Genomic DNA, 23,752 nt, shown 5'->3' with positions numbered 1-23,752 from the left:
ACGCGTAGACTTACTGTTCCATCTGCTGGATCAGTGGCATTTCCACTTGTTACCGTTCCTTCTACTGTAAACGTTTCTGTTGGCTCTCCTATTGTGTCATCTGTAATTGGAATAATTACATCTACACTAGTCTGTCCTGCTGGAATTGTTACTGTAGTCGTTGTTGTTGTGTAATCTGATGTTCCTGCTGTTCCGGTTGTTGTTACAATATCTATTACTGTATCTACTGAACTTGGTGTATCGATTGTTACTGGAACTGTTACTGTTCCGGCTCCTTCGTCTACTGTTACATCGGCGATGGTTGTCGCTACTGGATCGTTATCTGTGATTGTTACTGTTCCATCTGCTGGATCAGTGGCATTACCACTTGTTACCGTTCCTTCTACTGTAAACGTTTCTGTTGGCTCTCCTATTGTGTCATCTGTAATTGGAATAATTACATCTACACTAGTCTGTCCTGCTGGAATTGTTACTGTAGTCGTTGTTGTTGTGTAATCTGATGTCCCTGCTGTTCCCGTTGTTGTTACAATATCTATTACTGTATCTACTGAACTTGGTGTATCGATTGTTACTGGAACTGTTGCTGTTCCCGCTCCTTCGTCTACTGTTACATCGGCGATGGTTGTCGCTACTGGATCGTTATCTGTGATTGTTACTGTTCCATCTGCTGGATCAGTGGCATTTCCACTTGTTACCGTTCCTTCTAATGTAAACGTTTCTGTTGGCTCTCCTATTGTGTCATCTGTAATTGGAATAATTACATCTACACTAGTCTGTCCTGCTGGAATTGTTACTGTAGTCGTTGTTGTTGTGTAATCTGATGTTCCTGCTGTTCCAGTTGTTGTTACAATATCTATTACTGTATCTACTGAACTTGGTGTATCGATTGTTACTGGAACTGTTGCTGTTCCCGCTCCTTCGTCTACTGTTACATCGGCGATGGTTACAGTTACATCATTATCTTGAATTGTTACTGTTCCACTTGGATCTGTATTAGTCGTATTTCCACTTGTTACTGTTCCATCAACTGTGAAGATTTCATCTAATTCGTTTATAGTATCGTCTAAAATTGGAACTGTTACATCTACTGATGTTGCTCCTGCTGGAATAGTTACTGTTGTTGTCGTCGTTGTGTAATCTGATGTTCCTGCTGTTCCTGCTGTTGTAATAATATCAACCACTGTATTTAAAGCACTTGGTTCATTAATAGTAACTGGAACTGTCGCTGTTCCATCACCTTCATCAACCGTAACATCTCCTATTGTTATAGTAACCTTACATTCATCACTAATAACTGCGGCATTTGTAGAACTAACATCTGCTTGACCACTACCACTATTTGCTGCATTTGGAATTCCATTTGAATTAATAGTACCTAAGATAACTCCATTAGCATCTACTTGAGCTACAGTTATACCTCCATTTCCTTCTAAAGCATCAAAACATCCATCTCCATCAGAATCTAAATCTAAATGATTTGGTATTCCATCACCATCAGTATCTAACGATGTTGTACTAGAAGGATTAACATAGTTAGTTACACATCCAAATTCTACATTATGTTGTCTTCCATTAGCAGAAGCTCCATCAATTCTAGCTACAGCTCCTAAACGAATAGAATAAGAAGATTTTCCTCCATGTTCTGTAGAATAATTTGCTTGTGGATTAGTATTACCCACGCCAGGATACTCTGTAGTTCCAGCAGTACCAACTAACCATTGTCCTGCATTAGTAATAAGTAATTCTGTTGGATTATCTACTACGTAATCTGTTGGTAGTTGAGACCAATTTTGTTCTCCATATCTATTCCCTCCATCTACATCATTAAAGTTAGCGAAGAAAGTAGGAATTATTTGTGGTGTAGATGTACCAGCATCTACAAAATCAAAACGAAACTCTGTGTAAGCTTGATCTCCAACACTTGTTAACACAAAAGCAGATTGTGGTTGAAATGAATTAGGATTAGAGCCATTATCGTCTAATGTTGGTAAAGAACTTATATTAACAAAATCTACAATAGTTACCAATGCATCGATTCCTGGCGCTACATTAGGAAATCTAAAGCTCTCACCTTCTAACAAGGTCGCTATATTGCCATCTCCAGTTTCTTCTGTAAAAGCATTATTAAAATTTAATGTTGTTTCACCTCCACAATCAGGTTGACCTGGTGTTGTAACTAATCCTTCATCTATATCACTAATACCATCATTATCATCATCTTCATCACATCCATCTGGATAAGCATCACCATCGGCATTTGCCGTATCATCAAAACCTGGACATAAATCATCTAAATCTACTACTCCATCATTATCAGAGTCACATTGTCCATTAACATCAAAAGCATTTTCGTTAGCAGATGTGCCAACCGTTTGACCAGAATTAACATTTACATTACTAGGTACACCTGTTGAAGAATCAACAGTTCCATTCAAGGTACCATCTGGATTAACACTTGAAGCTAAAATATTATCACCACCTTCAATAGCATCAAAACAACCATCATTATCTGAATCTGTATCTAGATAATCCGGAGTACCATCACCATCTGTATCACGAATAGGATTACATTGTGCAACATCAATAGGACCTGTTAAATCGGCTATAACCACACCTACTGTAGCTGCGGTACCTATAATATCTCCATTATCCGGATCTATTCTTACAATATCTTGACCAACATTAGAATACAAGTTACCATTGGCACCTGCTCCTAACTGTCCTCCACTCCAACTATTCGTTGTTGAAATTAAATTAAATTGACTTGTAGCAACATTAAAAGACCAAAACGCATGAGGAATTGTTGTTGAAGTATGAGTTGTAGAACCATATATAACAGCGTCCGGACCAACAAAAGTAGTAACTATATCTCCAAAACCATTAGATCCTAATTGAGCTCCACCATCATAAAAATCATATCCAACAGCTAATGCTGCAGTTGCAACATTAAGAGCTGTAAGTGACACGATACTTTTACCATCTGCACTTAATACAACTGCAAAAACATCTTGAACATCACCTTCAGCGCCAAGCGTTTCAGAACCAGCGTAATAAACACCATTTAAATAAGAGCCACCTCCACTATCTAATCTTCCTCCAGCAAACTCTGGAAATGTAGATAAATCACCTAAAAGAGCATGTGTATTTGTTGATTTTTCATAATAATATGCATTTGTACCTACTCCATAATAATACAACTGATTATCTGGATTGGCAGCCAAAGAATTTATAAATCCTGTAGTAAAAGGAGAAGTAGTTATTAACGTCGCGCCTCCAGTAATTGTATTAGTTTCGTATAATCTCCCAAGTTCACTACCTACAACTATTGTTGTATTAACTGCTCCTGTAGGACAATTATTTAATTCATCGACATCTAAAATACCATCATTATCATTATCTAAATCACAACCATCTGGAACGCCATCATTATCAACATCAGCGCTATCATCAAAACCATTACAAACATCGCTATCGTTTGGAACACCATCTCCATCCGAATCGTTTGAAACAGTTATATCTGCAGTTAAATCATCCCCAACAGTCGAAGGATCATTTTCGTTACCCTCAGCAGCAGTTGTGCTATTAGTAATCGTAGTACCAGAAGTTCCGCTATCTACAGTTACAGTTATAGTCAATACAGCTGTTGCTCCATTAGCCAAATCGCCAATATCCCATACACCCGTACCACCTGTATTATAAGTATTTGTTGACCCTCCTACCGAAGTTGCGCTAACAAGCGTTACTCCTGCAGGTAGTGCATCAGTAGCTGTTACTCCAAATGAATCATTAGGACCATTATTAGTTACTGTAATTTGGTAATCTATTGTATCTCCTTCCGAAGGTGCACTAAACCCTACTGTTTTAACAGTTACTAAATCTGCATTAAACTGAACAACAACAGGATTTGAAAAATTAATAGGCTGAAATGCCAAACCAACAAATCTAGCGGTTGTTGATACACCCGCATCTCTCATAACTCCAGCTCTGTAAGTAAAAAACGAATTATTTATATAACTCGCCTTTGCTAACCATCGATCGGCAGCAGTAATACCTGGATTAACTAAATCTGTACTTGATTCGAATCTACGAGGAGCAATATAACTTAACTCCGTAGGATTATTAACCGTATAACTTCCAAAATTACTTATTTCAATATATTCTCTTAAATTTCCATTGTCACCATCAATATCATAAGTATAGGTATCGAATTCTACAAATATCGGAGTTGCATTATTAGAACTTAAAACAAATTCGAATAGAAAATCTATATAAGCACCTTCTGCAGAACCATTTACAATTGTAGTTCCATTTAATTGAATAGTAGGATTAAAATCGGAAACACCCGTTCCTAATATTGATGTGTTATCATCGAAACCAGCTAATGTACAAGCATTTGAGCCTGTAATAGTAACTAAGCAATCTACATTAATTCCACCGGGCGCAACTGTTACATTTGGAAATTTATATTGTGTTCCAACTGCTAAAGGTGCTCCTCCATTAACTATTGTTGCATTTTGAAAGTCCATTGTAAGCTGAGCTGAAGCCATAAAAGACGACAAAAACAGCAAAACAAGCACAATAACAGTTTTAAAATTTTTCAATGAATAAAGAGTAAAGTTTTTCATATTAGAATAAATGAAATTGAATTTTATTTTTAAAAACACTCAAACTGTCCTGTTCAAGTGAGTTGTTTATACAGTAAGAAATACTAAACACAAATTTGTCTTTAGCACAAATAAACTCAACTAATAATAGCTTAATTTTTTTTCTCAATATATATTTATTAATTGCTAATTAAGGTTATTTAACTAACACTAATCAACTTATAACTTTAGAAAAGTATTATCAACAATCTTTTCCGCTTAAATCGTGACAACAAAAATTAGATAAATCCAGTCCTATTTTTAATCATAGAACATTTATTAATTTAAATACACACAATATGCATGCAAAAATATTTCAATTTTCTTGTATTCGTCCACAATAATTAAAATTATTCACACATAGTCGTTAAAGCGCGGTATTAAGCGTTAAAGTACATTCTTTACAAGTTAAAAGAGATAAATCTTACATCAATCTTAATTTTATCTTAAAAAACAACACAAAATAATACGATTATATTATCCAAATTAAACTTCCATAAAATAAATAAAAATTCATTACTATTTGTAATACAACTATATTTGCAAAAATCGATTTTAATGAAATTTTTAGACGAAATTAAAAGAAGAAGAACCTTTGGTATTATCTCTCACCCAGATGCTGGAAAGACTACACTTACTGAAAAACTACTATTATTTGGAGGTGCCATACAAGAGGCTGGTGCAGTAAAAAGTAATAAAATAAAAAAAGGAGCAACTAGTGATTTTATGGAGATAGAACGCCAGCGTGGTATCTCTGTTGCTACATCTGTTTTGGCTTTTGAATATGATGGTATTAAAATAAACATTCTAGATACTCCTGGTCACAAGGATTTTGCTGAAGATACTTTTAGAACATTAACTGCTGTAGACAGTGTTATTGTTGTTATCGATGTCGCAAAAGGTGTTGAGGAACAAACTGAAAAACTTGTAGAAGTTTGCCGTATGCGTAATATTCCCATGATTGTTTTTATTAATAAAATGGATCGTGAAGGTAAAGACGCATTCGAGTTACTCGATGAAATAGAACAAAAATTAGGACTTCGAGTAACACCATTAAGCTTCCCTATAGGAATGGGATACGATTTTAAAGGGATTTATAATATTTGGGAAAGAAACCTAAATCTATTTAGTGGTGATAGCAGAAAAAATATTGAGGAAACTATAGAGATTTCAGATTTAAATTCTCCAGAACTGAACACATTAGTAGGCGACAAAGCTGCTGAAACACTTCGAGAAGAAATAGAATTAGTGGAAGGTATTTATCCTCCATTTAATAACCAAGATTATCTAGACGGTAACCTACAACCTGTATTTTTTGGTTCTGCCTTAAATAGCTTCGGTGTACGCGAGTTGTTAGATTGTTTTGTTGAAATTGCTCCTAAACCTAGAGCAAAACAAAGTGAAGAGCGCCTTGTGAAGCCAGATGAAGATAAATTTACCGGTTTTGTATTTAAAATTCATGCTAACATGGATCCTAATCATAGAAACCGATTAGCCTTTATTAAAATTGTTTCAGGAGAATTTAAAAGAAATACACCTTACTTACATGTAAGACATAATAAAAAAGTCAAGTTCTCTAGCCCAAATGCCTTTTTTGCAGAGAAAAAAGAGATTGTAGACATTTCTTATCCTGGTGACATTGTAGGGTTACAAGATACTGGAACATTTAAAATTGGTGATACCTTAACTGAAGGTGAAGTACTAAATTACAAAGGAGTACCAAGCTTTTCTCCTGAACATTTTAGATATATTAATAATGCAGATCCTTTAAAATCTAAGCAATTAAATAAAGGTATCGATCAATTAATGGACGAAGGAGTAGCCCAACTATTTACTTTAGAGTTAAACGGAAGAAAAATAATTGGAACTGTAGGTGCCTTACAATATGAAGTAATCCAATACAGATTAGAACATGAATATGGTGCGAAATGTACATATGAAAACCTAAATGTTTTTAAGGCGTGCTGGGTAGAACCTGAAGATGTAAAAAGTGAAGAATTCAAAGAATTTAAGAGAGTTAAACAACGCTATTTAGCAAAAGACAAGCGCGGACAGTTGGTTTTCTTAGCAGATTCTTCTTTTTCTTTACAAATGACACAACAAAAGTATCCAACAGTGAAATTTCACTATGTTTCGGAATACGAATAACTAAAATCGACTATAACGCTATTTAAGACACTATAACAACTAGACATGAATGCTTTGTAGTCAATTTTTATTTTATTCAAAATAGACCTATTTATAGAGCTCGTTATTTTAACGTAAATAAATTTTAATTATCACAACGAGAACCCTCATCGATTATACTTATACCTATGAAAGCACTAAAAAAAAACCTCTAAATTCTATTTAGAGGTTTTTTTATCATCTTATTTTTCCATCAATATAATATTTCTTCAAAAAACATATTTTGACCAATATTAAATAATTAAAATATTAAGTACGCCTTGTTATTTTTTTAAGCCTGACCTGTTGGCCCAAAATTTAATGGTATTGGAGGTTGCTCATAATCTTTAATTTCTCCATGAGCTTTTTCAAATCGTTGTACATTTTCACTTAAAGCTTTTAATAACCTCTTTGCGTGTTGAGGCGTTAAAATAATTCTAGATTTAACTTTACTTTTGGGTGTTCCAGGCATTATACTCACAAAATCTACTACAAACTCTGATACAGAGTGATTAATTATTGCAAGATTTGAATAAGTACCTTCTGCTACTTTTTCGTCTAATTCTATGTTAATTTGGTTTGGTTTCGGTGTATTGTCTTTATTATCTGCCATGTTTTATGTTTTATAGATTCCTATTAATTTAATTAACTCCAATTACTATAGGAGCGTAAAGGAAACTTAATTAATTAGATTAAAATAAAAAGTCCTGCTAATTAGCAGGACTTTTTTGATATTATATTAAAACTCTCGTTTCAATTTAAGAGATTTCTACCTGCGTAGAAATAAAAACTACTAATTGTAATTAACCTCTTGTTTTGCTTGCATCATTTGATCAAACTCTTCTTTAGATCCTACAATAATGTTTTCATAAGAACGCATTCCTGTTCCTGCTGGAATTCTATGTCCTACAATTACATTTTCTTTAAGACCTTCTAAAGAATCAATCTTACCTGCTACCGCTGCTTCATTAAGAACTTTCGTTGTTTCCTGGAACGACGCTGCAGAAATAAACGATTTAGTTTGTAACGATGCTCTCGTAATACCTTGTAGTATTGGAGTTGCTGTTGCTGGTCTTACATCTCTTGCTTCAACCAATGCTTTATCTTCACGACGTAATAAAGAATTCTCATCTCTTAATTCGAAAGCAGTTATTAACTGTCCTTCTTTTAAGTTAGTAGAATCTCCTGCATTTTCAACTACCTTTTTACCAAAAATAGCGTCATTTTCTTCAATAAAATCCGATTTATGTGCTAATTGATCCTCTAAGAAGATAGTATCTCCAGAATCAATAATTCTCACTTTACGCATCATTTGTCTTACAACAACTTCGAAATGCTTATCGTTAATTTTTACACCTTGTAAACGGTATACTTCTTGAACCTCATTCACTAAGTATTGTTGTACAGCTGCTGGTCCTTTTATGTTCAAAATATCGTTTGGCGTTATAGAACCATCAGATAAAGGCATACCTGCTTTTATAAAATCATTTTCTTGAACAAGAATCTGACTTGATAATTTAACTAAGTATTTCTTAATATCACCAAATTTAGACTCTACAATAATCTCACGGTTACCTCTTTTAATTTTTCCAAAAGAAACAACACCATCAATTGCACTTACTACTGCAGGATTAGAAGGGTTACGAGCTTCAAATAATTCTGTTACTCTAGGTAAACCACCTGTAATATCACCTGCTTTAGAAGATTTTCGAGGAATCTTAACTAAGACTTTACCAATCTTAACTTTCTCTCCATCGTCAATCATAATATGCGCTCCTACTGGTAGATTGTAAGAACGAATTGCTTCACCTTTACTATCTTCAACAATAAGTGTTGGTATGATCTTCTTATTTCTAGATTCTGAAATTACTTTTTCTTGGAAACCTGTTTGCTCATCAACTTCAACTTGATAAGTAACACCTTGCTCGATATTTTCATATCTCACTTTTCCTGCAAATTCAGAAACGATTACACCGTTATATGGATCCCATTCACAAACAACATCTCCTGTTTTAAGTTTATCTCCATCCTTAACGAATACAGTTGAACCATAAGGGATATTATTTGTACTTAATGTGATACCTGTTTTCTTATCTATTAATTTAAGTTCTGATGTACGAGAAATAACGATATCAACTTCGTTTCCTTCTTTATCAGTACCTTTTACAGTTTTTAATTCTTCAATTTCTGCTACTCCATCAAATTTAACTGCAAAGTTATTTTCTTCTGAAATGTTACCTGCAATACCACCTACGTGGAATGTACGAAGTGTTAACTGTGTACCCGGTTCTCCAATAGATTGTGCTGCTACAACACCTACTGCTTCACCACGTTGAACCATTTTGTTAGTTGCTAAGTTTCTTCCGTAACATTTAGCACAGATTCCTTTTTTAGCTTCACAACTTAATGGTGAACGTACTTCTATAGCATCAATAGGAGAAGCTTCAATTGCCGCAGCAATATCATCTTCAATTAATTGTCCTGCTTCAACTATTAATTCTTCAGTTAATGGATTGTATACATCGTTAAGTGCAATACGTCCTAAAACACGTGCCCCTAATTTCTCAACAACTTCATCATTTTTCTTAAGAGCAGAAACTTCTACTCCTCTTAATGTACCACAGTCTACACTGTTTACTATTACATCTTGAGAGACATCTACTAAACGACGTGTTAAGTAACCAGCATCGGCAGTTTTAAGTGCTGTATCGGCAAGACCTTTACGTGCACCGTGAGTAGAAATAAAGTATTCTAAAATTGAAAGTCCTTCCTTAAAGTTAGATAAAATTGGATTTTCAATAATAGATCCACCTCCAGCAGTAGATTTTTTAGGCTTAGCCATTAATCCACGCATACCTGTAAGCTGACGAATCTGTTCTTTAGATCCACGGGCTCCAGAATCAAGCATCATAAACACCGAGTTAAATCCTTGTTGATCTTCTCTAATACGTTTCATTGACAATTCTGTCAATTCTGCATTTGTAGAAGTCCAAATATCAATAACCTGATTATAACGTTCATTGTTTGTTATAAGTCCCATGTTATAGTTTGCCTTAATACCATCTACTTTCGTATTGGCAGCATCAATCATAGATTGCTTTTCTGGTGGGATAATAATATCACCTAAACTAAATGATAATCCACCTCTAAAAGCAAACAGATATCCTAATGTCTTAATTTCATCTAAGAAATCCGCAGTTTCAGGAACACTTGTTAATTTTAAAATATCACCAATAATATCTCTAAGAGATTTTTTAGTTAATACTTGATTAACATACCCTGCAGCAGCTGGTACTTTTTCGTTGAAAAGTACACGACCTGTTGTAGTTTCTATAATTTGTGGAACTAATTCTCCTTCCGCATTAAAATCTATTGCACGTACTTTAATCTGTGCGTTTAAGTCAACACGCTTTTCATTATAAGCAATGTTTACTTCTTCTGCAGAATAAAACGTTAAGCCTTCTCCTTTTACTTTAACCTCTGGTGTTGATGTACGTAACTTAGTCATATAATACAAACCAAGTACCATATCCTGAGATGGTACAGTTACTGGCGCACCATTTGCAGGGTTTAAGATATTATGAGATGCCAACATTAACATTTGACATTCTAAAATAGCTTCTGGTCCTAACGGTAAATGAACTGCCATTTGATCTCCATCAAAATCGGCATTAAATGCTGCACAGGCTAATGGGTGTAATTGTATTGCTTTACCTTCAATAAGTTTTGGCTGGAATGCCTGAATACCTAATCGGTGAAGTGTTGGCGCACGGTTTAGTAATACTGGATGTCCTTTAAGAACATTTTCCAGGATGTCCCAAACTACTGGCTCCTTTTTGTCTATAATTTTCTTAGCTGATTTTACAGTTTTTACAATTCCTCTTTCGATTAATTTACGAATGATGAATGGCTTGTAAAGTTCTGCAGCCATATTTTTTGGAAGACCACATTCAAATAATCTAAGCTCTGGTCCAACAACAATTACCGAACGTGCAGAATAATCAACACGCTTACCAAGTAAGTTTTGACGGAAACGCCCTTGCTTACCTTTAAGTGAATCTGATAAAGATTTTAACGGTCTGTTAGAATCTGTTTTTACCGCAGATGACTTACGAGTATTATCTAATAATGAATCTACAGATTCTTGTAACATACGCTTTTCGTTACGTAAGATAACTTCTGGAGCTTTAATCTCTACAAGTCTCTTAAGACGGTTATTACGTATAATTACACGACGGTATAAATCATTTAAATCTGAAGTAGCAAAACGTCCACCATCTAAAGGCACTAAAGGTCTTAATTCTGGTGGTATAATTGGCACTACTTTTAAGATCATCCATTCTGGACGGTTCTCTCTATTTAAGTTAGATTCACGTAAAGCCTCTACAACTTGTAGACGTTTTAACGCTTCAGTTTTACGTTGTTTAGACGTTTCTGTATTTGCTTTGTGACGTAATTCAAAAGATAAAGAATCTAAATCTATACGTGCTAATAAATCGATTAGACATTCAGCTCCCATTTTAGCTATAAACTTGTTAGGGTCAGAATCTTCTAAGTAATTATTATCTTGAGGAAGTACTTCTAAAATATTTAGGTACTCTTCTTCCGTAAGGAAATCCATTTTTTGAATTGGTTCTCCTTCAGCATTTTTAGCATTACCAGCTTGTATTACTACATAACGTTCGTAGTAAATAATCATATCTAATTTCTTAGACGGCAATCCTAATAAATATCCTATTTTGTTTGGTAAAGAACGGAAGTACCAAATGTGAGCTACTGGTACAACAAGATTGATGTGCCCTACTCTATCACGACGTACTTTCTTCTCAGTTACTTCTACACCACAACGGTCACAAACAATACCCTTATAGCGAATTCTTTTATATTTACCACAAGCACATTCGTAGTCTTTAACAGGACCAAAAATACGCTCACAGAATAAACCATCTCTTTCTGGTTTATGTGTACGATAATTAATAGTTTCTGGCTTTAAAACCTCACCTCTAGACTCTGCTAAAATAGACTCTGGTGACGCTAAACCAATTGAGATTTTATTAAACCTCTGTACTGTATTCTTATCTTGCTTTCTTGCCATAATTTTTTTTATAAAAATTATTTATTTTCATAGAGACGTGGCAATGCCACGCCTCTGTATGAAAATTATTATTCTTCTAATCTAATGTCTAACGCTAATCCTTTCAATTCGTGCATAAGTACGTTGAAAGATTCTGGTAATCCCGGATCTGGCATTGGTTCACCTTTTACGATTGCTTCGTAAGTTTTGGCTCTACCAACTACATCATCAGATTTTACTGTTAAGATTTCTCTTAGTGTCGCAGATGCTCCATAAGCCTCAAGTGCCCATACTTCCATCTCTCCAAAACGTTGTCCACCAAATTGTGCTTTACCACCTAATGGTTGTTGAGTAATTAGTGAGTACGGTCCTATAGAACGTGCGTGCATTTTATCATCTACCATATGCCCTAACTTAAGCATGTAGATTACACCTACTGTTGCCGGCTGATCGAAACGTTCTCCTGTTCCTCCATCGTATAAGTAAGTATGACCATATCTTGGAATTCCAGCTTCATCTGTTAATTCGTTAATTTGATCGATAGTTGCTCCATCAAAAATTGGTGTTGCATAAGTACGGCCTAAATCTTGTCCAGCCCAACCTAATACAGTTTCATATATCTGTCCAATGTTCATACGAGATGGTACACCTAATGGATTTAATACGATATCTACAGGAGTTCCATCTTCTAAGAAAGGCATATCTTCTTGACGTACAATACGTGCAACAATACCTTTATTTCCGTGACGTCCTGCCATTTTATCACCAACTTTAAGTTTACGTTTCTTAGCGATGTAAACTTTAGCTAATTTAATTATCCCTGCTGGTAATTCATCTCCTACAGAAATTGTAAACTTCTCACGACGTAAAGAACCTTGTAAATCATTCTCCTTAATCTTGTAGTTGTGAATTAAATCTGCAACTAATTTATTGGTATGATCATCAGTAGTCCAAGTACCACCTGTTAAGTGAGTATATTCATCAACAGAGTTTAACATCTTTAAAGTAAACTTTTTACCTTTTGGTAAAACTTCTTCTCCTAAATCGTTAAAAATACCTTGTGATGTTTTACCGTTTACAATAGTGAAAAGTTTTTCAACTAAAACAGCCTGTAAATCATCAAACTTAGCATTGTAAATACCTTCTAACTTAGCGATATCTTCTTTGTCTTGAGCTCTTTTACGTTTATCTTTAATAGCACGAGCAAATAACTTTTTGTTAATTACTACACCATGTAATGATGGAGATGCTTTTAAAGACGCATCTTTTACATCACCTGCTTTGTCACCAAAGATGGCACGTAATAACTTTTCTTCCGGTGTAGGATCGCTTTCACCTTTTGGAGTAATTTTTCCGATAAGGATATCTCCTGGTTTAACTTCTGCACCGATACGAATCATTCCATGTTCATCAAGGTCTTTTGTAGCCTCTTCTGAAACGTTTGGAATATCGTTAGTTAATTCTTCGTTACCTAATTTTGTATCTCTTACATCTAAAGAATATTCATCTATGTGAATAGAAGTAAATATATCTTCACGAACTACCTTTTCTGAAATTACAATTGCATCCTCAAAGTTATACCCTTTCCAAGGCATAAAGGCTACTTTCATATTTCTTCCTAAAGCTAATTCTCCTTTTTGAGTTGCATAACCCTCAGATAATACCTGACCTTTTTTCACTTTATCACCTTTCTTAACGATTGGTTTTAAGTTAATAGAAGTACCTTGGTTTGTTTTTCTGAATTTTACTAAAGGATAAGATTTGGTATCACTTTCAAAACTTACTTTAGCCTCATCATCAGTACGTTCGTACTTAATAATAATCTCATTAGCATCTACATATTCAACAACACCTTCTCCAGCTGCATTTATTAATACACGAGAATCTGATGCTACTTGTCTTTCTAATCCTGTTCCAACAATTGGTGCCTGCGGACGTAATAATGGTACTGCCTGACGCATCATGTTAGATCCCATTAATGCACGGTTGGCATCATCATGTTCTAAGAAAGGAATTAAAGATGCCGATATAGAAGTAATTTGATTTGGTGCTACATCAGTATAGTTTACTGCTGTAGGTTCAATTACCGGAAAATCACCTTCTTGTCTAGCAATAACCTTATCATCTAATATCTTACCATCCTCATCTACTTTTACAGTAGCCTGAGCAATCATCATATTTTCTTCTTCCTCTGCACTTAAATATGTTGGAGCATTCTTAATATCTACTACTCCATTTTCTACTTTTCTATAAGGCGTTTCTAAGAATCCCATAGAATTCACTTTCGCGTATACAGCTAAAGAAGAAATTAATCCAATGTTTGGACCTTCAGGAGTTTCAATAGGACATAAACGTCCGTAGTGTGTATAATGAACATCACGTACTTCGAATCCTGCTCTTTCTCTTGATAAACCACCTGGTCCTAATGCTGAAAGACGACGCTTGTGCGTAATCTCTGCAAGAGGATTCGTTTGATCCATAAATTGAGATAACTGGTTAGTACCAAAGAATGAATTAATAACCGACGATAATGTCTTCGCATTAATTAAATCTATAGGTGTAAAAACTTCGTTATCACGAACGTTCATACGTTCACGAATAGTACGAGCCATACGTGCTAAACCAACACCAAACTGAGAAGATAATTGCTCACCTACCGTACGTACACGACGATTAGACAAGTGATCGATATCATCAATCTCTGCTTTAGAGTTTATTAACTCAATTAAATATTTTATAATAGTTATAATATCCTCCTTGGTAAGCACTTGCTTATCCATACCGATATCTAACTGTAATTTCTTATTCATTCTATAACGACCTACTTCTCCTAAAGAGTAACGTTGATCACTAAAGAATAATTTATCTATAATACCACGTGCTGTCTCCTCATCTGGCGGCTCAGCATTACGTAGTTGTCTATAAATATGTTCTACTGCTTCTTTCTCCGAGTTTGTTGGATCTTTTTGAAGCGTATTATGTATAATTGCGTAATCTCCTTGTTGTGCACTTTCTTTATGTAAAAGAATAGTTTTTACACCAACTTCTAAGATTTCTTCAATATTGTCTTTGTCTAATTCTGTATCACGATCAAGAACAATTTCGTTACGCTCGATAGATACAACTTCTCCTGTATCTTCATCAACGAAATCTTCATGCCATGTATTCAATACACGCGCTGCAAGCTTACGACCTAATATTTTCTTTAGTCCAGATTTCGATACTTTAACCTCTTCGGCTAAATCAAAAATCTCTAAAATGTCTTTATCTCTTTCAAAACCGATGGCTCTGAATAAAGTAGTAACAGGTAACTTTTTCTTTCTATCTATATACGCATACATCACTTGATTGATATCTGTAGCGAATTCGATCCAAGATCCTTTAAAAGGAATTACTCTTGCTGAATATAATTTTGTTCCATTTGCATGGAAAGATTGTCCGAAGAATACACCTGGAGATCTATGTAATTGAGATACTACTACACGTTCTGCACCGTTGATACAAAAAGTACCTGAAGGCGTCATATAAGGTATTGTTCCTAAATATACATCTTGAACAATAGTTTCAAAATCTTCATGTTCAGGATCTGTACAATAAAGCTTTAACCTTGCTTTTAATGGAACGCTATACGTAAGCCCTCTTTCTATACACTCATCTATAGCGTATCTTGGTGGATCGACAAAGTAATCTAAGAATTCTAAAACGAATTGATTACGAGTATCTGTGATTGGAAAGTTCTCCATGAAGGTGTTGTACAATCCTTCATTACCTCTTTCTTCAGATTTTGTTTCAAGTTGGAAAAAATCCTGGAAGGATTTTATTTGAATATCCATAAAATCTGGATATTCAGTTCTATTTACAATAGACGAGAAATTTAATCTTTCAGCTTGTGTTACTAACATCAATGGACGAAATTTTGATTAAAAAAAAATACTTGTATATAGGTACTAGCTATATACGACAAATGGTCTAGGTCTTTGAGAACATTCTCAAGACCTAAACCTTTGTATAAATTATGGGTAATACTTACTTAAGTTCTACCTCTGCTCCTGCCTCTTCTAATTGAGTTTTAAGAGCTTCTGCTTCATCTTTAGAAACACCTTCTTTGATTGCACTTGGTGCATCATCAACTAAACCTTTAGCTTCTTTTAATCCCAATCCAGTTAATTCCTTAACTAATTTTACAACAGCTAACTTAGCGCCACCTGCAGCTTTTAAGATTACATCAAATTCAGTTTGAGCTTCTGCTTCACCACCACCATCAGCGGCTGGTCCAGCTACTACTGCTGCTGCAGCAGGCTCAATACCGTACTCATCTTTTAATATAGTTGCTAACTCATTTACTTCTTTAACTGTAAGGTTAACTAATTGCTCTGCGAAATCTTTTAATTCTGCCATTTGTGATAATTTTTTTTAATTTAAATATTTAAGTGTAAAGTGCGTACTTTTTAATATTATCCCTCTTTTTGAGATAATGTTTTAAGAATACCAGAAAGTGTTTGCCCACTTGATTTAAGTGCCGAAATAACATTCTTAGCAGGAGATTGTAATAATCCAATAATATCTCCTATTAATTCTTCTTTAGATTTGATATCAACTAACATATCTAGTTGATCATCTCCGATGTATACTGTTTCTTCAATAAAAGCTCCTTTTAATAAAGGTTTTTCTGATTTCTTACGGAAAGCTTTAATCACTTTCGCTGGAGCATTTCCAGTTTCAGAATACATTACTGATGTATTACCTTTAAGCGTTGATGGTAGGTCTCCAAACTCTCTGTCTGAAGCCTCCATTGCTTTTTCAAGTAATGTGTTTTTTACAACTGCTAATTTTACGTTTGCTTTAAAACAAGCACGACGTAAATCCGAAGTAGTAACCGCATTTAAACCTGATATATCAGCTAAATAAATATTAGCATTATCAGCTAATTGTGCAGTTAATTCTTCAATAACTTGTGATTTTTCTTCTCTTGTCATAATAAAAGTTATTTAACTACTAACCGATTTTTGTATCAACTGCAATACTAGGACTCATTGTAGAAGACATAAAAATGCTTTTTACATAAATTCCTTTTGAAGAAGTTGGCTTCAGTTTCATTAATGTTGTTAATAATTCGTTTGCATTATCTTGAATCTTATCTGCACTAAAAGATGCTTTTCCGATTGAAGCGTGAACAATACCAGTTTTATCAACTTTAAAGTCAATTTTACCTGCTTTCACTTCTGTAACAGCTTTTGCAACATCCATAGTTACTGTACCTGTCTTTGGATTAGGCATTAAACCACGAGGACCTAATACACGTCCTAAAGGACCTAACTTACCCATAACACTTGGCATAGTAATGATTACGTCTACGTCTGTCCAACCACCTTTAATTTTATCAAGGTATTCATCTAAACCAACGAAATCTGCACCTGCTTCTTTAGCTTCTGCTTCTTTGTCTGGAGTTACTAATGCTAATACTTTAACGTCTTTACCTGTACCATGAGGAAGAGATACTACACCTCTTACCATTTGGTTTGCTTTTCTAGGATCTACTCCTAAACGCACAGCTAAATCGACTGAAGCATCAAACTTAGTGTTACTAATTTCTTTTATAAGTGTTGAAGCTTCTTGTAAAGAATATACTTTATCCTTTTCTAGCTTTGCAACAGCCTCTTTACGTTTCTTTGTTAATCTTGCCATTTTAAAATCTTTTTAGGTTAATTAGGTGCTTCACCACCTTTAACAGTTATACCCATAGATCTTGCAGTACCTGCGATCATTTTCATTGCTGAACCGATTTCAAAGGCATTTAAATCTACCATTTTGTCTTCCGCAATTGCTTTTATCTGATCCCAAGTTACCTTAGCTACTTTACGTACATGAGGTTCACCTGATCCTTTTTTCACTTTGGCCGCTTCTAATAATTGTACTGCAGCTGGAGGAGTTTTGATTACAAAGTCAAATGATTTGTCTTTGTAAACTGAAATCACAACTGGTAAAACTTTACCAGCTTTATCTTGGGTTCTAGCATTAAACTGCTTACAGAATTCCATGATATTAACACCAGCAGCACCTAAAGCGGGTCCAACCGGTGGCGACGGATTCGCTGCACCTCCCCTTACTTGTAATTTGACTACTTTGCCTAATTCTTTTGCCATTTTAAATAATTTAGTTTCGTATTAATTCTATTTTGAAGCCGATTTAATACTTTCTTTATTGTAACAATTATTAAATTTTTTCTACTTGCATATAACTTAACTCTAATGGTGTTTTTCTTCCAAAAATCTTAACCATTACTTCAAGCTTACGCTTTTCTTCATTAATATTTTCGATAGTACCATCAAATCCATTAAAAGGTCCATCTATAACTTTTACAGTTTCTCCTTTTGTAAATGGGATAGCAACATTAGAATCCATATCTACAGATAATTCATCTACCTTACCTAACATTCTATTAACTTCAGATTGTCTTAACGGTAAAGGATCTCCACCTTTTGTAGCTCCTAAGAAACCTATTACATTAGTAATTGATCTAATGATGTGTGGCACTTCTCCAGAAAGATTAGCCTTTATCATAATATAACCACTGAAATAAACTTTTTCTTTAGTTACTTTTTTTCCGTTTCTAATTTGAATTACGTTTTCTGTAGGAACTAATACTTGCTCAACATAATCTTCTAAACCTAAACGAGCTATTTCATTCTCGATATAAGTTTTAATCTTATTTTCTTGACCACTTACCGCTCTTACAACGTACCACTTTTTTTCTCCTACTTCAGCCATAACTTTATATTAACTAATTAATTTAAAGTATTCGCTAATAACTTTGCTAAAAACAGTATCAACTCCCCAAATTGCTAAAGAGAATATAATTGAAAATACAGCAACCAAAATTGTTAACTTTTGTACTTCTGGCCAAGGCGTCCAAGTTACATTGTTTTTCAACTCACCGAATGATTCTTTTATATAATTTACTATTCCAGCCATTTAAATCTTTATTTAACGAAATATGTATTTCTACATTTCTCTAATTCATTTTAGTAATAAAGGTTTTAAAAATCTTTATTACTATAAGCACGGGCGGAGAGACTCGAACTCCCGACACCTGGTTTTGGAGACCAGTGCTCTACCAACTGAGCTACGCCCGTAAATATAAGTCAAGGTGTCACGAACAACGAGACACCTTAACTCTATATTGGTTAGATTAAATTAATCTAAAATTTCAGTTACCTGACCAGCTCCTACTGTTCTACCACCTTCACGGATAGCGAAACGTAGACCTATGTTCATTGCAATTGCTTGAATTAACTCAACGTGTATTGTTAAGTTATCTCCAGGCATAACCATTTCTACACCTTCTGGTAAAGCAATGTTTCCTGTTACATCCGTTGTACGAACGTAAAACTGAGGACGGTAATTATTATGGAATGGAGTATGACGTCCACCTTCTTCTTTCTTAAGGATATAAACCTCTGCTTTAAACTTAGCATGTGGAGTTACAGAACCTGGCTTACAGATTACCATACCTCTTGAGATTTGAGACTTTTCAATACCTCTTAATAAGATACCTGCGTTATCTCCAGCTTCACCTCTATCTAATATTTGACGGAACATTTCAATTCCAGTAACAGTAGAAGTTAATTTAGCAGCACCCATACCAATGATCTCTACAGGATCTCCTGTATTAGCAACACCAGTTTCGATACGACCTGTAGCTACAGTTCCACGACCAGTAATAGAGAATACATCTTCAATAGGCATTAAGAAAGGCTTATCTACTTCTCTTAAAGGCTCTTCGATCCAAGCATCAACTTGAGTCATTAATTCTAACACAGTATCAACCCACTTTTGCTCACCGTTAAGTGCACCTAAAGCAGAACCAGATACTACAGGTCCGTTATCACCATCATACTCATAGAATGATAATAATTCACGAACTTCCATGTCAACTAACTCTAAAAGCTCTTCATCATCAACCATATCCACTTTATTTAAGAATACTACCATTCTTGGGATACCTACTTGACGACCTAATAAGATATGCTCACGAGTTTGTGGCATTGGACCATCTGTTGCAGCAACTACTAATATAGCACCATCCATTTGAGCAGCACCTGTAACCATGTTCTTAACATAATCGGCGTGACCTGGACAATCTACGTGTGCGTAGTGACGCTTTTCTGTTGCATATTCTACGTGTGAAGTATTAATTGTAATACCTCTTTCTTTCTCCTCTGGAGCGTTGTCAATTTGATCAAATGATAATGCATTTGAGAAACCTGCATCAGCTAATACTTTAGTAATAGCAGCAGTTAAAGTTGTTTTACCGTGATCTACGTGTCCAATTGTACCAATGTTTAAATGTGGTTTTGAACGATCGAAAGTTGCCTTTGCCATGTTTTAAATAATTTTAATCTTAGTTATATAATAATAATATTTGTATTCTAGTTTTTTGTTTTTTAATAAATTGAGCCAATGACGGGAATTGAACCCGTGACCTCTTCCTTACCAAGGAAACGCTCTACCTCTGAGCTACACCGGCTTAAATATTAGAGCGAGAGACCAGGTTCGAACTGGCGACATTCAGCTTGGAAGGCTGACGCTCTACCAACTGAGCTACTCTCGCAATTATTTAATAATTCTTTGTTTAAAACTTACTTTTTCTTGGTAAAAAAAGTGGGGAGAATAGGATTCGAACCTATGAAGACGTAGTCAGCAGATTTACAGTCTGCCCTCGTTGGCCGCTTGAGTATCTCCCCAATCTTAAACTTATCAATACTTTTAAAGAACATTTAAAAAAGTTTTTCAACTTCTTTTATTTTAGAGCCGATGGAGGGACTCGAACCCACGACCTGCTGATTACAAATCAGCTGCTCTAGCCAGCTGAGCTACATCGGCTTTTAATATCTTTTTTCCGTAAAAAAAAGTCCGCTATTTCTAACGGATTGCAAATGTATATATTTATTTAGATATTCGAAAACATTTTTTGCAAATTTTTTTATAAATGTGCTCTTAATTTCTCTTTTCTCTTTTTTAACTGCCTTTCTAAGGACGCAATTGCGATATCAGCACCTTCTTCGAAAGATTTACATTGCTTTTTTACAACAAAACTATCTCCGGGAACACTAACTCGTGCCTCAAAAACTTTATTTTCTTTACCGCTAGTGTTTTCTACCTTCAAAAACACGTCAGATTTTATCACTTTGTCAAAAAAGGTATCTAACTTATTCATTCGCTCTTGAACGAAGTTTAATAATTCTGGATTTGCATTGAAATTTACTGCTTGCGTGTTTACTTTCATAAGTATTGCTATTAATTATGTTAAACAATAGCTGTTATTTTTTACTTCTTGGATGTGCATTAGAATACACTTTCTTAAGTTCGGCTATACTATTGTGCGTATAAATTTGTGTCGCAGCCAAACTTGAATGTCCTAAAAGTTCTTTAACAGCATTTAAATCTGCACCTTGATTTAATAAGTGGGTTGCAAATGAGTGCCTTAGTATATGTGGACTCTTTTTCACCTTATTAGATGCTAGACTAAAATACTCATTAATTATCCTGTAAACAAGAGTTTCGTAAATTTTAACTCCTTTTTTTGTTAAAAAAAGAGATTGAAGATCTTGTATTACACTTAACTCTTTTCGCTTTAACAAATAGATTTCTATTGTTTGTATAACAGATTCCAATAAAGGCACGTAACGTTCTTTGTTTCGTTTACCTAAAACTTTTAGCGTTCTGTTTGCAAAGTCTATGTCTGATAGTTTTAAATTAACTAACTCTATTCTTCTTATACCTGTGGAGTAGAATAGTTCTATTACTAACTTATCTCTTACGCCTTGGTAGTCGTCTTCGTACTTTAAATCGTCTAATGCCGTATTAATTTCGGCTTCTGAGAAAGGAACTTGTATTTTTTTACTTGTTTTTAACGCTTTATGCTTGGCTAATGGGTTTATTTCTATGTCTCCTATTTTTAATAAGAATTTATAATAGGAATTTAATGCGGATACTTTGCGATTGATACTTCGGTTTGAAATTTTAGATTCTACTAATGCTACAATCCAACTTCTAATTTGAGAGTAGTTTACTGTATGCAATTGTGGTTCGTCGAATTCTTTTACTAGAAAAGATTGAAACGTATTAATATCGGTTGTGTATGCTTTTACAGTAAGCTTAGAATAGTTTCGTTCTAATTGAAGATAATCTGTAAATGCTTCTATTGACATGATTGTTATTTGTTTGCTAAATATAAGAAATAAGTATGACTTAAGTTTACTACAAAAAACTAAACTGCAAGTAGGCCTGCGTTAAGGATTGAACGGCTTGTTTGAGCTCTCCAGACTTTTTTTTGTCTGGAAGCGAGTAGTGAAAGCCTGACCTAGATTTGCATTTTTCTTGCAAATCTAGGTAACGCCCAAAAAATTAATCTTTAAATAGTGATGCTCTTTTACTAAGGTCTTCAATCATTTTTTCTTCGTCTTCACTTTCTAACAACACGTTATAAGTTTCCCAAAATTCTTTATTATAAGGTTTTGGTGAGAAAATATCCATATCCCATTTGTTTTGAAGTTCGGTATCTATCTTATCATGATCTAAGACAATGTCTGAAAACAGAATTTCTTGTATTGTAAAATAGTAACGTTCTTCTTTGTTGAATTGTTCGGCAAACTGCTCGTCTTGTTTATTTTTAGGTTTATAACCTACGTTTACGAGCTTTGGTGTTTCGTAATAGATATAATTAGGATACATTTTGTCTTTATACTCTTTGTAAGTTATAACCAGTTTATGATTAGTTTGCGTATCGAACAAGCGCTTACTCCTACTTTTTTGCTCTTTTGAAGCTGCTACTAGTTCGTATTCTACCTTTTTTATGGCAAAATTATCGTAATAGATATACAGCCAACCTTTTGCTTGGTAACCTTCATTATAAATACCTTTGGTGTCTAAGCCTACATATTCTTCGCCCTTTGTAATTTCGATTTTATATAATTTGCGTTCGTTATCGACTAAAATGGTATCTAGTTTAAATTGATGATTCTTTAAAATATCTTCACCAAATAGTGCTTTTTTACCATCTACATTTCTAAACATATTTAGCTTGCCTTGAAAAATATTTTGGAGTCCATTTACTCTATTATCATTCCATTTTATAGATTTCTCTAATAAAGCCGTTTTAACCTGACTCCTTTTTAAGTTTTTAGGATTTGTTCTTACCTTGGTGTTCTGGTTTAAATAAGAAGCATAAGTAAACAAACTATCGATATCTCTTAAATCGTAACTTTTACGCATTTGATCTACGTTTATTTTTAGATGCTTTTTTGCTGGTACTGCGTAACCTGAGTCGTAAACAGAAATAGCGCTTTCTATTAACCACTTAAATTCTTTTTTATTACGCTCTTTGTGTCTTAAAAAACCTTTTTGAATGTATGAAGAGTCTGGCATTGTTAAAGGCAATTGCTCTATTGCTTTTAGAACAATATCGTTTCCTGTTTTTGGTCTTATTTCGGCTTCTAACACAACTTCATCAAGAGATGCTACTGCTTCTACTAAATATATAGGTTCTGACGGATCATACTGATCTAACGGAATTTTTTCTGTTGAATACCCAATAGATGACACCATTAAAGTATCTACAGCATTCTCTTCTGGAATACGAAGTACAAATTTTCCATCTGCATTTGTAATGGTTCCAATAGCCGTGCTCTTGAGATAAACACTTGCGCTCTCTATAGGCTCATCTTTAAAGAAGTCGACTACTTGATTGCTTATTTCTTTTTGTGCGAATGCAATTGTACTACACAAAAAGAATAGTATGCATAGAATTTGATTTGGGTATTTCATATTTTTTTAAAAAAGTTGATATTTATAATATGACCTCTTTCTA

The 23,752-nt window shown here is 34.3% G+C and carries 15 protein-coding genes and 5 tRNA genes; 1 reads left to right on the top strand and 19 read right to left on the bottom strand.

Annotated features, from left to right (window positions below; all coding sequences use genetic code 11):
* Positions 1 to 4,601: beta strand repeat-containing protein (locus tag ASC44_RS14000; protein WP_161805026.1), on the bottom strand; the 4,601-nt coding region annotated here is incomplete at its 3' end.
* 600 nt (positions 4,602 to 5,201) lie between these two features.
* Here ASC44_RS14000 and ASC44_RS13995 point away from each other — a divergent pair.
* Positions 5,202 to 6,791 (top strand): peptide chain release factor 3, encoded by a 1,590-nt coding sequence (locus tag ASC44_RS13995; protein WP_055448236.1) that lies wholly within the window; start codon positions 5,202 to 5,204, stop codon positions 6,789 to 6,791.
* A gap of 310 nt (positions 6,792 to 7,101) precedes the next feature.
* Here the strand turns inward: ASC44_RS13995 and ASC44_RS13990 are convergent, their stop codons facing one another.
* The 18 genes from ASC44_RS13990 to ASC44_RS13905 all read right to left on the bottom strand — a co-directional run bounded on the left by ASC44_RS13990 (position 7,102) and on the right by ASC44_RS13905 (position 23,709).
* Complete coding sequence (locus ASC44_RS13990; protein WP_055448235.1) at positions 7,102 to 7,422, bottom strand: DUF3467 domain-containing protein; 321 nt, start codon at positions 7,420 to 7,422, stop codon at positions 7,102 to 7,104.
* Positions 7,423 to 7,602: 180 nt separating this feature from the next.
* The gene (gene rpoC, locus ASC44_RS13985; protein WP_055448234.1) at positions 7,603 to 11,904 is read right to left on the bottom strand and encodes a DNA-directed RNA polymerase subunit beta'; all 4,302 of its coding nucleotides are present in this window, start codon (positions 11,902 to 11,904) and stop codon (positions 7,603 to 7,605) included.
* Between the two features lie 68 nt (positions 11,905 to 11,972).
* Positions 11,973 to 15,785 carry a DNA-directed RNA polymerase subunit beta gene (gene rpoB / locus ASC44_RS13980; RefSeq protein WP_055448233.1) on the bottom strand — a complete coding sequence of 1,271 codons (3,813 nt, stop codon included), beginning with the start codon at positions 15,783 to 15,785 and terminating at the stop codon, positions 11,973 to 11,975.
* 124 nt (positions 15,786 to 15,909) lie between these two features.
* A complete protein-coding gene (gene rplL / locus ASC44_RS13975; protein WP_055448232.1) occupies positions 15,910 to 16,281 on the bottom strand; it encodes a 50S ribosomal protein L7/L12 in 372 nt (123 codons plus the stop codon).
* Between the two features lie 56 nt (positions 16,282 to 16,337).
* Positions 16,338 to 16,859 (bottom strand): 50S ribosomal protein L10, encoded by a 522-nt coding sequence (rplJ, locus tag ASC44_RS13970; protein WP_055448231.1) that lies wholly within the window; start codon positions 16,857 to 16,859, stop codon positions 16,338 to 16,340.
* A gap of 19 nt (positions 16,860 to 16,878) precedes the next feature.
* Positions 16,879 to 17,568 (bottom strand): 50S ribosomal protein L1, encoded by a 690-nt coding sequence (gene rplA, locus ASC44_RS13965; RefSeq protein WP_055448230.1) that lies wholly within the window; start codon positions 17,566 to 17,568, stop codon positions 16,879 to 16,881.
* A gap of 17 nt (positions 17,569 to 17,585) precedes the next feature.
* Positions 17,586 to 18,026 carry a 50S ribosomal protein L11 gene (rplK, locus tag ASC44_RS13960; RefSeq protein WP_055448229.1) on the bottom strand — a complete coding sequence of 147 codons (441 nt, stop codon included), beginning with the start codon at positions 18,024 to 18,026 and terminating at the stop codon, positions 17,586 to 17,588.
* A gap of 70 nt (positions 18,027 to 18,096) precedes the next feature.
* The gene (gene nusG, locus ASC44_RS13955; RefSeq protein ID WP_055448228.1) at positions 18,097 to 18,651 is read right to left on the bottom strand and encodes a transcription termination/antitermination protein NusG; all 555 of its coding nucleotides are present in this window, start codon (positions 18,649 to 18,651) and stop codon (positions 18,097 to 18,099) included.
* A gap of 9 nt (positions 18,652 to 18,660) precedes the next feature.
* Positions 18,661 to 18,855, bottom strand: coding sequence for a preprotein translocase subunit SecE (gene secE / locus ASC44_RS13950; RefSeq protein WP_055448227.1), 195 nt, complete (start codon positions 18,853 to 18,855; stop codon positions 18,661 to 18,663).
* Positions 18,856 to 18,943: 88 nt separating this feature from the next.
* Positions 18,944 to 19,016, bottom strand: a tRNA-Trp gene (locus ASC44_RS13945).
* A 61-nt stretch (positions 19,017 to 19,077) separates the two neighbouring features.
* Complete coding sequence (gene tuf / locus ASC44_RS13940) at positions 19,078 to 20,265, bottom strand: elongation factor Tu (protein ID WP_055448226.1); 1,188 nt, start codon at positions 20,263 to 20,265, stop codon at positions 19,078 to 19,080.
* 73 nt (positions 20,266 to 20,338) lie between these two features.
* Positions 20,339 to 20,410 (bottom strand) — tRNA-Thr (locus ASC44_RS13935).
* 11 nt (positions 20,411 to 20,421) lie between these two features.
* Positions 20,422 to 20,494: transfer RNA gene (locus ASC44_RS13930), tRNA-Gly, on the bottom strand.
* A 51-nt stretch (positions 20,495 to 20,545) separates the two neighbouring features.
* Positions 20,546 to 20,627, bottom strand: a tRNA-Tyr gene (locus ASC44_RS13925).
* Between the two features lie 65 nt (positions 20,628 to 20,692).
* A tRNA-Thr gene (locus tag ASC44_RS13920) sits at positions 20,693 to 20,766 on the bottom strand.
* A 100-nt stretch (positions 20,767 to 20,866) separates the two neighbouring features.
* Positions 20,867 to 21,169 (bottom strand): ribosome hibernation-promoting factor, HPF/YfiA family, encoded by a 303-nt coding sequence (gene hpf, locus ASC44_RS13915; protein ID WP_055448225.1) that lies wholly within the window; start codon positions 21,167 to 21,169, stop codon positions 20,867 to 20,869.
* A 34-nt stretch (positions 21,170 to 21,203) separates the two neighbouring features.
* On the bottom strand, positions 21,204 to 22,094 hold the full coding sequence (locus ASC44_RS13910; protein WP_055448224.1) for a tyrosine-type recombinase/integrase: 891 nt from the start codon (positions 22,092 to 22,094) through the stop codon (positions 21,204 to 21,206).
* A 196-nt stretch (positions 22,095 to 22,290) separates the two neighbouring features.
* Positions 22,291 to 23,709: a carboxypeptidase-like regulatory domain-containing protein gene (locus tag ASC44_RS13905; RefSeq protein ID WP_055448223.1), complete on the bottom strand. Its 1,419-nt coding sequence runs from the start codon at positions 23,707 to 23,709 to the stop codon at positions 22,291 to 22,293.
* Positions 23,710 to 23,752: the final 43 nt, after the last annotated feature.

This window comes from Lacinutrix mariniflava (genome assembly GCF_001418015.1).
GTDB classification, from domain to species: Bacteria; Bacteroidota; Bacteroidia; order Flavobacteriales; family Flavobacteriaceae; genus Lacinutrix; species Lacinutrix mariniflava.
Note: the sequence above shows the minus strand (reverse complement) of the source record. Positions and strands in the feature narration are given on the sequence as shown.

Coding starts and splice junctions, on each gene's coding strand:
- ASC44_RS13995 (WP_055448236.1), top strand. CDS start 5,202: ATGAAATTTTTAGACGAAATTAAAAGAAGAAGAACCTTTGGTATTATC.
- ASC44_RS13990 (WP_055448235.1), bottom strand. CDS start 7,422: ATGGCAGATAATAAAGACAATACACCGAAACCAAACCAAATTAACATA.
- rpoC (WP_055448234.1), bottom strand. CDS start 11,904: ATGGCAAGAAAGCAAGATAAGAATACAGTACAGAGGTTTAATAAAATC.
- rpoB (WP_055448233.1), bottom strand. CDS start 15,785: ATGTTAGTAACACAAGCTGAAAGATTAAATTTCTCGTCTATTGTAAAT.
- rplL (WP_055448232.1), bottom strand. CDS start 16,281: ATGGCAGAATTAAAAGATTTCGCAGAGCAATTAGTTAACCTTACAGTT.
- rplJ (WP_055448231.1), bottom strand. CDS start 16,859: ATGACAAGAGAAGAAAAATCACAAGTTATTGAAGAATTAACTGCACAA.
- rplA (WP_055448230.1), bottom strand. CDS start 17,568: ATGGCAAGATTAACAAAGAAACGTAAAGAGGCTGTTGCAAAGCTAGAA.
- rplK (WP_055448229.1), bottom strand. CDS start 18,026: ATGGCAAAAGAATTAGGCAAAGTAGTCAAATTACAAGTAAGGGGAGGT.
- nusG (WP_055448228.1), bottom strand. CDS start 18,651: ATGGCTGAAGTAGGAGAAAAAAAGTGGTACGTTGTAAGAGCGGTAAGT.
- secE (WP_055448227.1), bottom strand. CDS start 18,855: ATGGCTGGAATAGTAAATTATATAAAAGAATCATTCGGTGAGTTGAAA.
- tuf (WP_055448226.1), bottom strand. CDS start 20,265: ATGGCAAAGGCAACTTTCGATCGTTCAAAACCACATTTAAACATTGGT.
- hpf (WP_055448225.1), bottom strand. CDS start 21,169: ATGAAAGTAAACACGCAAGCAGTAAATTTCAATGCAAATCCAGAATTA.
- ASC44_RS13910 (WP_055448224.1), bottom strand. CDS start 22,094: ATGTCAATAGAAGCATTTACAGATTATCTTCAATTAGAACGAAACTAT.
- ASC44_RS13905 (WP_055448223.1), bottom strand. CDS start 23,709: ATGAAATACCCAAATCAAATTCTATGCATACTATTCTTTTTGTGTAGT.